This window comes from Aliivibrio friggae, from assembly GCF_057368515.1.
In genome coordinates, this window is the sequence record NZ_CM170649.1 from 356,347 (window position 1) to 372,064 (window position 15,718).

General features: G+C 36.9%; 18 protein-coding genes. 10 read left to right on the forward strand and 8 right to left on the reverse strand.

What is annotated here, in order from left to right:
- The first annotated feature begins 7 nt into the window (after positions 1 to 7).
- The 5 genes from AC2INI_RS15110 to AC2INI_RS15130 are packed head-to-tail and all read left to right on the forward strand — an operon-like array spanning position 8 to position 4,168.
- Positions 8 to 826 (forward strand): alkaline phosphatase family protein, encoded by an 819-nt coding sequence (locus tag AC2INI_RS15110; protein ID WP_045104438.1) that lies wholly within the window; start codon positions 8 to 10, stop codon positions 824 to 826.
- Complete coding sequence (locus tag AC2INI_RS15115) at positions 826 to 1,713, forward strand: ABC transporter permease (protein ID WP_486306449.1); 888 nt, start codon at positions 826 to 828, stop codon at positions 1,711 to 1,713. Before AC2INI_RS15110 ends, AC2INI_RS15115 begins: the two co-directional genes overlap by 1 nt.
- On the forward strand, positions 1,700 to 2,485 hold the full coding sequence (locus tag AC2INI_RS15120; RefSeq protein WP_045104439.1) for an ABC transporter permease: 786 nt from the start codon (positions 1,700 to 1,702) through the stop codon (positions 2,483 to 2,485). The genes AC2INI_RS15115 and AC2INI_RS15120 overlap by 14 nt, the downstream gene beginning before the upstream one ends.
- Positions 2,485 to 3,504 (forward strand): ABC transporter ATP-binding protein, encoded by a 1,020-nt coding sequence (locus tag AC2INI_RS15125; protein WP_486306293.1) that lies wholly within the window; start codon positions 2,485 to 2,487, stop codon positions 3,502 to 3,504. Before AC2INI_RS15120 ends, AC2INI_RS15125 begins: the two co-directional genes overlap by 1 nt.
- Before the next feature lies 1 nt (position 3,505).
- Entirely contained in the window at positions 3,506 to 4,168 is a 663-nt protein-coding gene (locus AC2INI_RS15130; protein ID WP_486306294.1) for an HAD family hydrolase, read from the forward strand.
- 38 nt (positions 4,169 to 4,206) lie between these two features.
- Here AC2INI_RS15130 and AC2INI_RS15135 read toward each other — a convergent pair whose 3' ends face one another.
- The 3 genes from AC2INI_RS15135 to AC2INI_RS15145 all read right to left on the reverse strand — a co-directional run bounded on the left by AC2INI_RS15135 (position 4,207) and on the right by AC2INI_RS15145 (position 6,780).
- Positions 4,207 to 4,416 (reverse strand): hypothetical protein, encoded by a 210-nt coding sequence (locus tag AC2INI_RS15135; RefSeq protein WP_045104442.1) that lies wholly within the window; start codon positions 4,414 to 4,416, stop codon positions 4,207 to 4,209.
- Positions 4,417 to 4,707: 291 nt separating this feature from the next.
- Positions 4,708 to 4,917 (reverse strand): transcription antiterminator/RNA stability regulator CspE, encoded by a 210-nt coding sequence (gene cspE / locus AC2INI_RS15140; protein WP_012552262.1) that lies wholly within the window; start codon positions 4,915 to 4,917, stop codon positions 4,708 to 4,710.
- A 345-nt stretch (positions 4,918 to 5,262) separates the two neighbouring features.
- The gene (locus tag AC2INI_RS15145; protein ID WP_486306295.1) at positions 5,263 to 6,780 is read right to left on the reverse strand and encodes a DUF1254 domain-containing protein; all 1,518 of its coding nucleotides are present in this window, start codon (positions 6,778 to 6,780) and stop codon (positions 5,263 to 5,265) included.
- A 231-nt stretch (positions 6,781 to 7,011) separates the two neighbouring features.
- On the opposite strand from AC2INI_RS15145, the gene AC2INI_RS15150 reads away from it, so the two are divergent.
- Together AC2INI_RS15150 and AC2INI_RS15155 are read left to right on the forward strand one after the other, a co-directional pair.
- A complete protein-coding gene (locus AC2INI_RS15150) occupies positions 7,012 to 7,938 on the forward strand; it encodes a LysR family transcriptional regulator (RefSeq protein ID WP_122032275.1) in 927 nt (308 codons plus the stop codon).
- A 120-nt stretch (positions 7,939 to 8,058) separates the two neighbouring features.
- A complete protein-coding gene (locus AC2INI_RS15155; RefSeq protein ID WP_122032276.1) occupies positions 8,059 to 8,274 on the forward strand; it encodes a hypothetical protein in 216 nt (71 codons plus the stop codon).
- Between the two features lie 61 nt (positions 8,275 to 8,335).
- On the opposite strand, the gene AC2INI_RS15160 is transcribed toward AC2INI_RS15155, so the two are convergent.
- Together AC2INI_RS15160 and AC2INI_RS15165 are read right to left on the reverse strand one after the other, a co-directional pair.
- Positions 8,336 to 9,940, reverse strand: a complete 1,605-nt coding sequence (locus AC2INI_RS15160) for a mechanosensitive ion channel family protein (RefSeq protein ID WP_486306296.1) — start codon at positions 9,938 to 9,940, stop codon at positions 8,336 to 8,338.
- Positions 9,941 to 10,236: 296 nt separating this feature from the next.
- Complete coding sequence (locus AC2INI_RS15165) at positions 10,237 to 10,758, reverse strand: NADPH-dependent FMN reductase (protein ID WP_486306297.1); 522 nt, start codon at positions 10,756 to 10,758, stop codon at positions 10,237 to 10,239.
- A 177-nt stretch (positions 10,759 to 10,935) separates the two neighbouring features.
- Between AC2INI_RS15165 and AC2INI_RS15170 the strand changes: the two genes are divergently transcribed.
- Positions 10,936 to 11,838, forward strand: coding sequence for a LysR family transcriptional regulator (locus AC2INI_RS15170; protein ID WP_122032279.1), 903 nt, complete (start codon positions 10,936 to 10,938; stop codon positions 11,836 to 11,838).
- 9 nt (positions 11,839 to 11,847) lie between these two features.
- Here the strand turns inward: AC2INI_RS15170 and AC2INI_RS15175 are convergent, their stop codons facing one another.
- Entirely contained in the window at positions 11,848 to 12,687 is an 840-nt protein-coding gene (locus tag AC2INI_RS15175; RefSeq protein ID WP_122032280.1) for a TPR end-of-group domain-containing protein, read from the reverse strand.
- A 101-nt stretch (positions 12,688 to 12,788) separates the two neighbouring features.
- Positions 12,789 to 13,376: a LysE family translocator gene (locus tag AC2INI_RS15180; protein WP_122032281.1), complete on the reverse strand. Its 588-nt coding sequence runs from the start codon at positions 13,374 to 13,376 to the stop codon at positions 12,789 to 12,791.
- Between the two features lie 108 nt (positions 13,377 to 13,484).
- On the opposite strand from AC2INI_RS15180, the gene AC2INI_RS15185 reads away from it, so the two are divergent.
- Complete coding sequence (locus AC2INI_RS15185; protein WP_122032282.1) at positions 13,485 to 13,928, forward strand: Lrp/AsnC family transcriptional regulator; 444 nt, start codon at positions 13,485 to 13,487, stop codon at positions 13,926 to 13,928.
- On the opposite strand, the gene AC2INI_RS15190 is transcribed toward AC2INI_RS15185, so the two are convergent.
- Positions 13,909 to 14,595: a cation efflux transmembrane domain-containing protein gene (locus AC2INI_RS15190; RefSeq protein ID WP_486306298.1), complete on the reverse strand. Its 687-nt coding sequence runs from the start codon at positions 14,593 to 14,595 to the stop codon at positions 13,909 to 13,911. The genes AC2INI_RS15185 and AC2INI_RS15190 overlap by 20 nt on opposite strands.
- Positions 14,596 to 14,744: 149 nt before the next feature.
- On the opposite strand from AC2INI_RS15190, the gene AC2INI_RS15195 reads away from it, so the two are divergent.
- A complete protein-coding gene (locus AC2INI_RS15195) occupies positions 14,745 to 15,629 on the forward strand; it encodes a LysR family transcriptional regulator (protein ID WP_122032284.1) in 885 nt (294 codons plus the stop codon).
- The last annotated feature ends 89 nt before the right edge of the window (positions 15,630 to 15,718 follow it).

Below are 15,718 nucleotides of genomic sequence, written 5' to 3' on the forward strand. Positions count from 1 at the left end.
GATCACAATGAGCAGTAAGACGATTCTTGTTGTTCTCGATGGCCTTAATTACCAAGTAGCCCATGATTGCATGGGTTACTTAACTGGGTTAATTGAGCACCAAAGAGCAACACTATATAAAATTCAATCAGAGCTACCCTCGATGTCACGTCCATTGTACGAATGCTTGCTAACAGGCGTATCACCAGTAAACAGTGGCATTGTGAATAACAATATTGTGCGCTTATCTAATCAAGATTCCATATTTAGCTTAGCTACACAACAAGGCAGAACAACGGCAGCAGCGGCATATCATTGGGTTAGTGAACTCTACAATATTTCCCCTTATCATGCTGTTCGTGATCGCTTTACTAATAATAAAGCTCTCAACATTCAACACGCGTGTTTCTACCATTGGGATCACTACCCAGATGAAGCGCTCTTTTTGGATGCAGAGCACCTTCGCCAAACACATCAGCCTGATTTTCTATTGATCCATCCGATGAACATCGATGATGTAGGACATAAATTTGGTTTAGATTCTCGTCAATATAGAAACAGCGCACGTACCGTTGATATTATTTTATCCAACTACATTGATACTTGGGTTAACGATGGCTATCAAATTCTTATCACCAGCGATCATGGCATGAACAACGACTTATCACACGGTGGTATTTTACCAGAAGAGCGCGAAGTTCCACTCTTTGTTATTGGTAATCGCTTCAGTCATCAAGACCCTACGCTGAAAGATATGAAGATTAAGCAAACAGATATTTGTGGTGCAGTGTGTCAATTATTAGCACTTGAGCACAATAAATCATACCCTCAGGAATTATTAGCATGATGAGTAGTTCAGTTGTCACTCAATCTAAACGAACATCAATTAGCTCGCCCAAAAACAGGCTAAAAAAACTCAAACCTGCAATTTGGTTAGCTCCTCTCGCCTTGTTTTTCTATCTATTTCAACTTGCTCCCATGCTGTGGGTGTTCATTAATAGTTTTATTTATGAAGATGTGTTCTCGTTAGAAAACTATCATGAAATACTAGATTCCAGTTTTATGCTGCAAGGGTTCAGTAACAGCTTATGGTTAGCGATATGGTCTAGTTTCATTGGGCTTTCTATTGCTGCCTTATTAGTCTCATCGCTTCGAAGAATAGATAGCAAGATCCGAGATGGCGTTATCGCATTTACTAATATGAGTAGTAATTTTTCAGGCGTACCACTCGCTTTTGCTTTTATTATTATTCTGGGCGTTAATGGCGCATTTACTTTATTACTAAAACAATATGGTTTGATTGATGATTTTAATCTCTATGGAAAATGGGGATTACTTACTTTATATATCTACTTTCAAATTCCATTAGCTGTGTTACTACTCTATCCTGCTTTTGATGCATTAAGTGACGATTGGCAAGGCGCTTCAGCCCTTCTTGGTGCGAAAACATGGCAGTATTGGTTCAAAATAGCATTACCCGTGTTATCTCCAGCATTACTAGGTACGTTTATTATTCTCATTGCCAACGCGATTGGTGCTTACGCTAGCGTATACGCCTTAACTAATGGTAACTACAACGTTATTACCGTTCGTATTGCTAGCCTTGTCTCTGGAGACTTATTCCTAGAACCAAACTTAGCCGCTGCAATTTCTGTTATTTTGATGCTGATTTTAGCCTTTATTACCATCATTAATCAGTGGCTTATCGCTAGGAGTTATCATGCAAAACGTTAATTCTATATTCCATAAATCAATCGTCTATTCTATTGTGGGGATCATGATAATCCCTATTATCGCCACTTTAGTTTACTCTCTTTCTTCACGTTGGGGCGCAACCATATTACCTGATGGTTTTACCTTCTCGTGGTACGGTCAACTACTAACAGATCAACGCTTTATTGCAGCCTTTGGACGATCACTCTTCATTGGCATTTCAGCGTTAGCGCTAAGTGTTGTTCTTATTATTCCTGCTATTTTTGTGGTTTTTTATTACTTCCCCAAGCTAGATAAAGTAATGAATATACTTATCTTATTGCCCTTTGCTGTTCCGCCTGTCGTCTCTTCCGTTGGCTTATTACAACTCTATGCCGACAGCGCAATTCCATTAGTTGGTACTCCTTGGATACTGATTGGAACCTACTTTACAATTGCACTTCCTTTTATGTATCGCGCCGTAGCAAACAGCTTTGAAGCCATTAATCTAAACGATCTTATGGATGCAGCCCACTTGCTTGGTGCAAGTACGACAAAAGCATTTCTCTTGATCATTCTTCCGAATTTAAAGAAAGGATTAATGGCATCGATCTTCTTATCCTTCTCCTTTTTACTCGGGGAGTTTGTTTTCGCCAACATATTAGTTGGTACTCGTTACGAGACCTTACAAATTTACCTTTATAACATGCGTCAAACCAGCGGGCACTTTACGTCTGCTTTAGTGATGACCTATTTCTTATTCATCTTTTTACTGACTTGGTTAGCAAGTCGTTTTAGCCGAGGCATTAAATAATGAGCTATGTAAGCGTAAGTCAATTAACGAAATCATTTGGTGATAACACTGTCTTTGAAAACATAAATTTCAATATAGAAAAAGGCGAGTTCATAACACTGTTAGGTCCAAGTGGTTGTGGAAAATCAACTCTACTTCGCAGTTTAACAGGGTTAGATCCTCTCAATAATGGCGAAATCTGGGTTAACGGTGAAAATATTACAAACCAAACACCACAACAACGTGGCATTGGAATGGTATTTCAATCTTATGCATTATTTCCAAATATGACGGTAACAGAAAACATCGCTTTTGGACTAAAAATGAAAAAAATTGATGCAAAAACCGTTGAAAAAGAAGTAAATAAAGTCATTGAATTAGTAGATTTAAACGGTAAAGAAAATCGCTACCCACATCAATTATCAGGCGGACAGCGTCAACGAGTGGCATTGGCTCGTGCATTAGTCGTCAAACCAAGAATATTGTTATTAGATGAGCCTTTATCCGCACTAGATGCCAAGATCAGAAAACGCCTTCGTCAACAGATTCGAGACATTCAAAAAGAGCTGAATTTAACCACAATTTTTGTCACTCACGATCAAGAAGAAGCCATGATCATGTCGGATCGCATCTTTTTAATGAACCAAGGTGAGATAGTGCAGCAAGGATCACCCGAAGAGATCTACACACAACCAGCTAATGAGTTTGTTGCTGGATTCATGGGACATTACAACTTAGTTGACGCACCAAAGGCCAAGCAATTATTTAATATTGAAACCGAGTGGAAAGTCGCTATTCGACCAGAATCTATTTATGTAAAAGAAGAGGGACGCTATTATGCCGATCATATATCAGCTCCTAAACAGGGCATTATCAAAAATCACCAATTGCTTGGAAATGTAATACGGTATCAAGTAGAAGTGAATGATTGCAGTTTGACTGTTGATCTACTCAATCGCTCATCAGAAAGACTATTAGCCGCAGGAAGTACACTAGACTTACTCTTCAACCTTAATGAAATTCAACCAGTGAGAGCTTAGTATGACGCAACCATTATACGTTTTTGATATGGACGAAACCTTGATCAACGGCGATTGTGCCATGATTTGGAATGAGTTTTTAGTTGATAAAGGAATAGTGACTGATCCCGACTTTCTAGACGAAGATAAGCGCTTAATGGCTCTATATTCTCGTGGTTTGATGGATATGGAAGATTATTTATCCTTTTCAATGCAGCCATTAAAAACAATACCAAGAGAAAAAATAGCACAACTTACTCATGAATGTGTCGAGGAACGGATTTTACCTCTATTATTTCCAGAGGCTAAAACGCTTATTACTCAATTAAAACACGATAATATCGACATGATAGTTATCTCTGCATCTGTCGCTTTCTTAGTTAAATCTGTCGCAGGCCGTCTTGGTATAGAGCATGCTATTGGGATTGATTTAAAAGAAAAAGGGGAACTCTATACACGTCATATATTAGGTGTTGCGAGTTACAGAGAAGGAAAAGTAGAACGTTTATCAGAATGGTTAAGTGGAGGGGATAAAACCTATTCTGAAATACATTTTTATACTGATTCTATTAATGATTTACCATTATGTTTGTACGCGAGCCATACGTACTTAGTAAATCCTTGCGAACAGTTGGCGGCTTATTCAGATAAAAAGAATTGGCCTATATTGCTTTGGGGGGAGTGAATAACCCAAATACTGTGATTATAAAGAATAATAATTGATTAATAAGCAATCGAAAAATTGCCAATAGCCTGGTTATTGCTGTTGGTAATATTTCCTTCACCAGTCTCTTCACAGTATGAAAAACCGATATCAAACGAGTCTAAATTGCCCTTCATCAGAACATTTCGTAATAAAACATCGCTGTTTAGTTGGTGAATTAGTGCATTCCATGACACATTATTTTTAAAAATAGTAAAATTTACTTTCATTGAGTACCTTTGATTTTATAGATAAGAAAAATAGTTAATTTTGAGCTCATAGATTTAAGATAAAATGAGGCTAAAAATTATTTAATATAGAGTAGTTGATAAATATTACAGAAAAATGATTGGATTAAAACTAAGATGGTAGAAGTAACTAAGAGATTTTTTGACAAGTACAAAACAGGAGCGGATGTTTGAAATGTTGATATCTTACAAAGTAGAACTAAATCGAGTATTAATAGAACATTTAAAAGTAGCGCAAATGGTACTAATACCACCTGCGCAACTTATTTGAAATTAAGCAGCTACAACGTTAGCAGCTTGAGGGCCTTTTTGGCCTTGCTCAACTTCAAAAGAAACTTTTTGGCCTTCAGCAAGAGTTTTGAAACCCTCTGAAGCGATAGCACGGAAATGTACGAATACGTCAGCGCCGCCGTTATCTTGAGTGATAAAACCGAAACCTTTCTCTTCGTTAAACCATTTAACGATACCAGTTGTTTTAGACATGTAATGTCCCTTATATTTAAATTCATAAAAAATCGCATAATGCGATGTGCTTAGAGCTTGAATTATTAAATGTGACGACAAAGCTAAGGGAAACACTGAGAATAACGACATTACGAAGAAATACTAAGGCTTACTTTACTTGATGTTCATTAACAACTCTGAGCAACAGAGCGAGATGAATAATACCTTAGTGCTAAAAATTGTAAAGTACTTTCTTTAGTTATTTTAACGTTTCTTAGGCCTGAAGCCATAACTCAAATAAATCAGTCTCATACAAATACCGCCGATATCTACCAACAAACCCGTAACATTAAAGGCGGCATAATCTTGTTTTTAAAGTCTATTTCAATCAATCAACTCGATATCACTGGGTTTCCATGTTTTATCGTACCATGCCTCTTCAGGGCCATATAAACGCAATAACGTGAACCATCCTTTCCCTGGCACAGTTTGTATCCAATTCTCTTTTCTTTGTTTTGGCGCGGTTGGGCCAAAGAAAATATCTACCGAACCATCAGGATTCTTCACAAAATCATCCCTTTGATTATTCTTACTTGGCAATGATTGAGTTGTTTGTAATTCAGAGCGAGTTTGAGGATCATAAACCACAACCGACCAAAAATTCTTCGCAGGCACATTCGCAGGAATATTCAATGTATAATGTTTACCACCATCTAAATACTCGCCACCTTTTGCTTTATCAACCATGGCATATTGAGATCCTTTGCCTATCATTTTTAATGCCATCGCAGGAGTATTAACCGTAGCCATATAGAAGAAGTAAGTACGAGCATCTAGATTGCGCCCACCTTCTCCTCCATCAATTAGCCATTGATAATCTTTCCCGATAAATGCTGTTTTCCATAAACGGTCTTCATAGATATACGCTTTTTTATCTCTTGGCTGGAACATCAAAGTACGAGCGGTTGCATTTCCTATCGCTACGCCATCTTGCAAGATCTCTTGCATCCTTTCATCTGGCATAAATGGTTTACTTTTTTGGATGCCAATACTTGCCATCAAACCTCTTAATTCAGGGTCAAGAAAACTCACTGGTTCTTTATCTAATACAGGTTTAAGCTCCGCATAAAAATGAGCGTCGTTAGCATGAACCGTATTAAATGATTTATTACTACCAGAGATAAATTCCATTTTTGGTTTTACATTTTTTTTCGCTAACGGATAAATTTTTAACTTATTTTTATATGCATTTACCGCTGAATCCGTTTTCCCATCTTTTAAGAAACCACGCGCGATAAACCAATTAGTATAACTTGTTGATTGTGATACAAAGTACCCTTTAGGTACCTCTCCTTTATAATTTGGTGGCAAAATAAGGTACTTCCCTCCCTTACCTTTATCAGGACCAACAATACCTAGGTCTGTCACAAATCGAAAAAACGCATCATTAACCGTGGTCGGTCCCATACCTGCAGGAACTTCAATGACCGTAGGGCCATCTCTCTCTAAATCCAAAAAGGCTGATGCATAAACAGTATCGGTATTCCCTGTCAAAAATAGTGGATTTGAATCCATCAACTTATCAAAGAGAACCACTTGATTTGATTTAGTGACTCCTAACTCTTCATGGCCAAGCCTTAATGCCTCTATTGAAGCCATAGGAACCGCATTTAAAAAAACCTCAGTAGCACGAATAGTATCAAGGTTGTCGTAAATCTTTTGAGTCGTTTCTAAACTTGGTGCACCATCTTTAAATTCAAGCTCACCAATACTGGTTTCTACGCTATCTGGCGTCATTATGCTTTTAGGAATATCAGTATTATAGTTCTCCGTAGATACCGCACTGCTTGAAAAAACGATCCCTGTAAATAATGCCAGAGCCTTCAACTTAAATGTCATCATATTTTTACCTCAATCATTTATATTCGCCCCAAAATTATTAATTACTACAGTGGCGCTCACGTTACATAAATCTTAGTTCACTATCGATAATCTGCTGATTATTATCGCTACTTCTTAATAACTGAATTTATCTTAATCAATTAATGAACTCATTTTTGATAATGAACGATTTTAAATTTGAGTTTTGTGCCATACTAATTTTTAAGGATGCCAATTAAAAAGGACGCGCAGATGACAAGCAGTATTGATTTAAATCTATATCGATTTTTAACCACGCTTTATCAATGGAAAACGGGCGATAAAACTATACATAAATTGGATATCAGCAAGGCCACTTTTAATCGGCATTTGTCTGATTGCCGAGATTTATTTGAAAATGAGCTATTTATTGCAGAGAAAGGGAAGTATGAACCCACAGCATTCATGGTTAATCTGCATAAGGAAATAGAAGAGCCATTAAATTTTTTAAATGATATCAATGGAATATCAACCACTCTTTATTCCAAGAAAAAGAAAATCGAGTTGGCTTTTTATTTGCCTACAACCTTAAATGAAATATTCTCTCTGCGGTTGATAGAGCATGCCTTAGAGCAAGATCCTGAAGCTAAATTAGCTTTTCAAGACTGGGCTTTAAATGATATCGAATCTCCAAAAAAGAATTCGTTACCTGTTGGAATTACTGGATACCCACAAACCGTCAATCATCGTGTGATTGATAAAAAACTAGGAAGCTTAGCGCTTTTTGTTTATTTACCTAAAAAGCATCCATTAGCAGATAATTCATTTATTGAGTTAAAGAAACTAGAAAACCAAGCAACCGTTAGAATAACGATGGGAAGTGTTGATACACATCGTTATTATCAACGAATATTTACTGAAACAGGCATCCGATTACAACAGAACCTCACCGTAGCAAATACCTCTATTGCTTTAGCGTGCGTAGCTAAAGGTCATCACATTTTTGTCTCATTTGATTCATCAGATACAGAGTTACCAACAAACGTAGTAAAAGTACCATTAAAACTCGATGGAAAAAGAATGAAGTTTGATTTAGGTATGCAGTACCACCGCTCTTATTACCAACATCCAATCATTACACAAATAGAAACAGTTATTAAAAACGTAATAAAAAATCATTTCCCCAAAAAAAATGAATAACCTCGCTGCGCAAAATCGTAATCTAACATTACCGATAAAAACGATTAAATTACGCTCCGCTTTGGTTATGATAACTTTATTAATTAAACATCATCATCCCATTGAGCGGAGCATTAACGCATGAAAAAAATTGTCCCATTTATCTTACTCGCCTTTTTCAGCCTGCGCTTATTTGCTTCTGTCGGTCCTCATATTCAGCAATTAGAGCACGATAGCTTCACTATTTTACGCTCAGCTCTTATTGTTGGTGCTATCTGTTTTGTTATTTCACTCATCGTTAAGAAATTCAAAAAAACAACACCGATAGCAATAAAATCTGAAGACAACCTAGATTAATACCAAAAAAAAGAGTGACCGTTTGGCCACTCTTTTTTATTACTTCTACTTCACTATATGTTTATGCATCGTGCTTATAAACATGAACATCGCGTTGTGGGAATGGAATACTTACACCTTCAGCATCAAAACGTTTCTTAACCGTTTCTGTTACTTCCCAGTATACATCCCAATAATCGTCTGTTTTCACCCAAGGGCGCACAATGAAATCAACTGATGATTCATTCAGAGTATGTAACTTCACCATATGCTCTGGTGATTTTAAAACTGCAGGATGGTTACTTAAAATGTCATTAAAGATAGCTTTCGCTTTTTCAATATCATCTTGATAGCCAATACCAAACACCATATCAACACGGCGCACAGTTTCAGCTGTCACGTTTTTAATCACATCACCCCAAATCTTATTGTTTGGGAAAACCAATTGTTGGTTATCAATGGTTTTAACGGTTGTTGACACCAAGTTCATGTGGCTCACTTTACCAGTAATGCCAGCTATCTCAACTAAGTCATTCACATCAAATGGACGGTAGATCAAGATCATCATGCCCGATGCAAAGTTAGAAAGGGTATCTTTTAAGGCAAAACCAATCACGACACCCGCAACACCGAAACCAGTAAGCAATGGACCTAAATTAATGCCAACTTGAGAAAGGGCAATTAAGATACCAATCATCATGACAAACTTAGACCCCATTGATACAAAGAAATCTTGCATCAAATGACTAAATTTCATCTTTGAATGAGAAACACTCTTTTTAATCGCTGCTTTTGCAACACGAGAAAGAATTCGAGTAACCCAAAGAATAATAATAAAGATTATAAGTTTAACGATGATCGACGGTGCATTTTCTACTGCCCAATCTTTAAAGCCTGTAACCCACTCTTCAGTCAAACCATAAGCAACACTAACGTCCAATACATCACTATTAATATCACCCGTAATAGAGAATATTAATTGCTTATATTTTGTAATATCAACGCCATTTTCTTCCATTAACGTCGTGGTTGCTTCTAAGCTCGCGACCATTAATGAAATACGTTCAGTCATCGTCACTGCTGTTTGCTTTAATGTCTCTTTTTGTTCAGTAGAAGCAAATTTCAAACGCTGAGCAATATCATTTCTTTGGGAATCAAGATAATGAATCACATTGAATAATAGATCTGCACGAGTTTCTAACTCTTTTAAAATCGTTTGTTCTTCATTGGTGAAATCAATATTTAATGATTCCCCCCACGTTAACGTTTCAAAGGCCTCAACATAATACTGGTCCATCATCGTTAGACGTTTTTGGGCTGCAAATTCTAAATCTGCTTTTTCATCACCGCTTGCTTTTCTTGATGCCTTAGTAATACGTACAAGTTCTTTTTGGCTATAAGATAATAATTGATTAACTAATACCATTTCAGAACGAACTGCAGCAACTAAACCTGGGGTTTTACTATCACTTTGAATTTTTACAGCGATCTCATTTCTAATGTCTTCATTTTGACGACGAAGTACATCTTCAAAAAAAAGTTTATCGGCGGGATCAGCTGTAGATAATTGAACTAAACGCTCTTGTAAGTTCTGTTGTGTTACTTTCATTTCATCAATACTTTGAGCATACGTTGGCGCGATAAAACTCACCATCAGTAGCAACAAAGCCACATATTTCTTAATCATAAAAAACGTCCTATTTAAATCATGACCATATAATAATCTAAGCTTATCTATTCTGTTCTATATCTCTTCTTATTAATAGCGTTAAATGCTGAAAACTCGTTCAATTGTTGATTTTTTGTGAAATCAAAAGAACTTATCTGAATTGAATTCTAAAGTTTATTGTTTCTATTTATCATCTTTTTTATTGCTATATTCTTTGATAGATAGCGACAAATAAAAAACGCGTTCAACTATTTTTATTATTAAAAAATAGAATGAACGCGCTTTCGTGTTGGGTTGTAACTAACTCAAAGCAACTATAGAGCAGACATTACTGCTGTTAATTGTGCTGCAAGTTCTTCGTTACGTAGCTCACCTTTTTCCATATCAAAGTTATCGTAGAAACTTGGAATAGAAAGAGAGCCTTTCACATCAGCAGCAAAGTAAGGTGCAGATCCTGTTGCAGCTGCAAGTACTGTCGCTGCGCCACCAGGGCCAGGTGATGTTGCTAGCATAATTACAGGCTTGCCTTGGTAGACTTTCATATCGATACGAGAAGTCCAATCAAACACGTTTTTAAATGCCGCAGCATAAGAGCCATTGTGTTCAGCATAAGAGATAACAACGGCATCGGCTTCACCAATTTTCTGGAAAAAACGTTTTGCTTGCTCTGGCTGTCCTAACTCTTTTTCTTTGTCTTCACTGAAGATAGGCATTTCGAAATCATTTAAATCAAGAACCTCAACCTCAGCATTTGCGGCAAGGCCTGCTGCATACGTTGCTAAGCGTTTGTTAATTGATGTTGAACTGCTACTTGCTGCTAATGCTAAAATTTTCATAGGGCTACCTTCATATTCTATTTAAGTAAAAAGAGTAGTTAATGCTCTGCTCTTTTCAAATTTATTGTTCTTGTTTGCGATGGAGTAACTATAGTTCATCCACAAACTTTAATTAATAACCTAAATGTGCAATGATTATTTCCATATGACTCGTAATTAAAATGTGAGTAAGTAAATATGGCCTTTAATTCAGCATTATTTGATGGCATGGTTATTTTTGTTGAAGTTGTTACTAGTAGCAGCTTTACGCAAGCAGCATTAAACAGTGGGCATTCGACCTCTTACATTAGTAAAGAGATCGGAAAACTAGAAGAGCGTTTAGGCGTACGTCTGCTTCACCGCACGACTCGAACTTTACGTCTAACTCCTGAAGGTGAACTTTATTTTCAACAATGCCAACAACTTATCGAAGATGCACAAATGGCTGAAAATGCGATTTCCGGACAGCAAGAAAAGCCTAAAGGTCGATTAAAAGTCAGTTGTCCTGTTGGCTTTGCCCTTTCTCGTTTACGCCCTATTCTTGGTAAATTTACGGATTTATATCCAGACATCACGCTTGAGCTAGATTTAAATGATAGAAAAATTGATATTGTGGCAGAAGGATTTGATATGGCGCTCAGAGCATCACATCAACTTGAAGATTCTAGCTTAATCAGCCGTCGATTCTTACGTTCAAGAGCCATCACTATTGCTTCTCCAGATTATCTAAAAAAGCATGGCGCACCATTGCACCCTAATGAACTATCAGAACATAAAACCATTGGTTATGCGTATGTAAAACAAGGAGCTGTTTGGGATTTTGTAGATAAAGACAACCAACCTATTGCTGTACCATTGCAATGCCAGGTCATCACCAATAATTCATTTATGGAGTTATCATTATGCTTGGCAGGACAAGGAATCACTCGTATCCCTCAATTCCACTTAACTGATGAGTTAGAAACGGGAAAGCTAGTTGAACTGTTTTCAGATTATCCCAAACTTACGATTGATGTGTTTTTTGTGTATCCAAGTCGTAAACATATGTCTGCCAAGGTGCGCTGCTTTTTAGATTTCATCACTGAACACCTTGGAGAATAATGTATAAATTTACTCTTCTAACAAGGCTTCAAATCGTTCAAGGCCTCGTAATGGGTCAAAATCTGTTTCTTCAACAACAAGCTCACGCATTGAAGAACTTGCATTAATAGAACGTTGTAAATCATCAATGGCCTGAACTTCTGCCCCCAATTGAGCATACGCACACGCACGTTGAAATAGTGCATGTGCGTTTTGGTCATCCACTTCTAGCACTCGATTACACAAGTTTAATGCCCAATGGAACTCACGCATTTCCATTGCTGCATCCGCTTTATACGTTAATGCTTCTAAATCACCCGGTCTAACCGTTAAGATCTCATCATAAACATCCATTTTCTGTTCGGCCGTTTGAACACTTTGAGCTCTCAGCCATAGATTATGCACTTCATTGATAATTTCAATTTCACGATTATTCTCGGTAATAATTCGAGTTTTTCGCTTTAAATCTCGCTCTAAGGCAACAAACTTCTTTTCATAATCTTGGGCAATTTTATTAAGTTGCTTATCTGCCATCTCTCTCGTATTTTGCTTCATTTCCTTTAGAGATTGCCAACCAATCAAGGCAACCAAAGAAGCCACGGCTGCAATAACATAGAAAAAATAGGTCACGGTTACATTAGAATAATTAAGAGACTTATCCGCAACAGCAAGCTCTCTGTCTGTAATTTGGATAATCATTCTTTTTTCTAAATCTTGCTGATCTGTTCGTAATGCTTTTAATTCATCAAGAATGTAGCGCTCCATTAATGGACGATCTAAGTACTCTTGTTCTGAGTAACTCACTTCTTCAGCTTGAATTGAAAGCGAGGTAAAAATAAGCATGGCAAGCAGAAAGAGAGGTCGAATCATAAAATTGGCCTTATTAATCGTGTAATTACGGATTGATATATTTAAAGATAACATATCCAAGTCGCTTACATTGTCTTAACAAGGCAATCAGCTAGAAATAATTAAAATCCCATCACCATAGAACCAACTAACAACCCTGCCATGCTGTAGTTAAACATTTTCAAATGACTCGGTTTCGTTAATCTTTTTTGTAACTGCTTTCCTGCGGCAGTCCAAAAGCTAACGGTTGGCACATTAATACAAATAAACACGAATGCGATTAGAAACACACTAAACATATCAGCACTGGTCGCGTAAATACTCATTACCGATAACGCCATTGACCAGCCTTTTGGGTTGATCCACTGAAAGCTCGCGGCTTGTAAAAACGACATCGGTTTATAATCGCCATTAATATTATCTACAGGCTTACTGCTCGCAATTTTATACGCCAGATATAATAAATAAACAGCACTGATAATTTGTAATGCTTTCTCTAGTTGTGGATAGGTCTGAAAAATTTGAACCAAACCAAATCCTACTAATATCAGCATAAACGCAAAACCGAAGATCACACCCAGCATATGAGGAATAGTTCTCACAAAACCAACGTTCGCCCCAGAAGTCATCAACATGATGTTATTTGGACCAGGCGTAAACGCGCCAACAAAAGCAAATGTGGTTAAAGCAAGTAAATAGGTGTAATCCATAATAAACATCTTATAAAAGTAAATTCTGCTTGTATCTTAATGCGAGACTGAGTAAATTTTCTGTCTATATTTGCTTAAAATAAATTTAATACGCAAGGATTAGTCGCTATGGATAGGTTTGACGAAAGAATATTGCAAGAGTTAAAAAGGAATGGTCGATTAACTAATGTTGAGCTGTCAGAGCGCATTGGATTATCACCATCAGCCACACTTCGACGAGTGCAAGAATTAGAACGAAATGAAACGATTCAAGGCTACCGAGCAGTATTGAATCCAAAAAAATGCGGAGTGGGATTTGTTGCGTATGTGACGATTGGATTATCTAATCACAGTAAAAAATCACAAAAAGATTTTGAAGCTCAGATAATGGAATCTAAAGAAGTGACAGAATGCCACAATATTACGGGAGCAAATGAATATCTATTACGTGTTGAGACTGAGAGCCTCTCATCTTATAAGCAGTTTCATTCAAACGTACTTGGAGAGATCTCTCAGGTCAACTCAATCGGAACCTTAGTTGTTATGGACTCCCCTAAGGACGAGCGAACTTAGTGGTTACCAATGAATGGTTTTTTAATTTATGTAACTCTTTTACTGAATTAATAACCATTTTTACAGGTACGATGATGAAGTAAATTGAAGCCAATACCACCATGATTGGATCGGCTAGTTGAGCATAATGCGCGTGTGATGTTAGTAATAATATTTTCGCAATCATAAAGCCAACAAAAACGGCGGCACTAATAACGGTATCCATTAACCATTGCTTTGCTTCTGCATCGATTAATGCCGAATTAACCTCTTCACCTTGGGTTTTCATTAACCAATAGCTGCCATAACAACCGATCATGCTAAACACACCAAAAGCGAGTGCGACACCAGTATTTACTTCACGACCACCTTGCATTATCGCTTGAACTGCAGCAATAAATGACAATACACACATTAAGGTAATTGCGATCCCTTTAACTAAAATCACAGTAGACTCAATTACCTTAACGCGCTTAATGTTTTTCGCTACCTCTTCTTTTCGAATGTAGAACACCGCACCTAATGACACTAATGTTAAAAATAAACTAACTAATGAATAAACACCATCAAACACAATAACTAATGAATGGATCAGTGTACCTAATACAATTCCTATCATGGCAAACAACAACGCTGAAAACGTTGAGGCCAATAATAATTGCCTTTCTTTCTTAATTGAATATGACATTTTTCTCTCCATCGACTTATTTTTCGTCTTTTTTATTTATACAACGCATCATATATCTAAAATTGGTGATAGGATAATCAGTCAGCGTCGACTTATTCGTCGCTAGTATTTTTTCATCTTTTTATTGTCCTCTTTATCGGGTATACATAATGAAAACCAGTCAAATTGAGATGTTCTTATATGCTGTTGAGCTTGGGTCAATCGCAGAAGCGTCACGTAAGCTTCAGAAAAGTCGTACCACTGTCAGTGCAGCGCTCAATACTCTCGAGGACGAATTAGGCGTTACTCTGCTAAATCGCACAGGTAATCGAATTACTCCGACGGAAATTGGAGAGTCTTTAGTTCACGATTTTCAACGAATTTCACTCATCAGTAATGACATCGAGAATAAATGCTTTCAATATAATCATGGGGTTGCATCAACCATTCGAATTGTGCGTGACGATGCTTTACCTGAAACGATTTGGCGTCAGATCTTAGGCCGAATGAGTCGTAAATTTCCAAGCACCAGTATTTCAATCTATGTTGCTCCCTCTCCTGAATTGGAAGAAATGGTTGAGCAAAATATTGTTGATGTCGCTTATGGTTTACTGCCAATTAATAATGAGTTGATGCATGTTCAACAAAACGAACTAGGCCAGATCCGTTTAATGTCTGTTGCACATAAAGATCATCCATTAAGCCAACTTAGAAAAGTCAGTAGAACCGATTTAGAAAGTAATACTGAAATCATAATGAACTACATTGATGAAGATGAATTAATGGTGACTGAACCTAAATCAAGTAAGTACATTGCTCTGACTTTTTATGAGCATCTACGAAATGCAGTATTAGATAAAACAGGGTGGTCATCAGTTCCTGCTTTATTAATTAATGAGCATTTACGTGATGGTACTTTGAAAGTGTTAAAGCATAATCGAGCAATGAACTGGCAATCTTTTGCAGAAATGACAAAAACAAGTATGCCTCGTGGCGTAATTATTGATTGGTTATCTGAGCAAGTTGAAGATTATTTACTCGAAGTGTCAGAATAACGGTTTATATATTGCTCAATAAGAAGTAAATTAGCGGCAATTCTCAAGCTCAGTTGAGCTTTTTAGAAAACATACATCTTTAATACCTA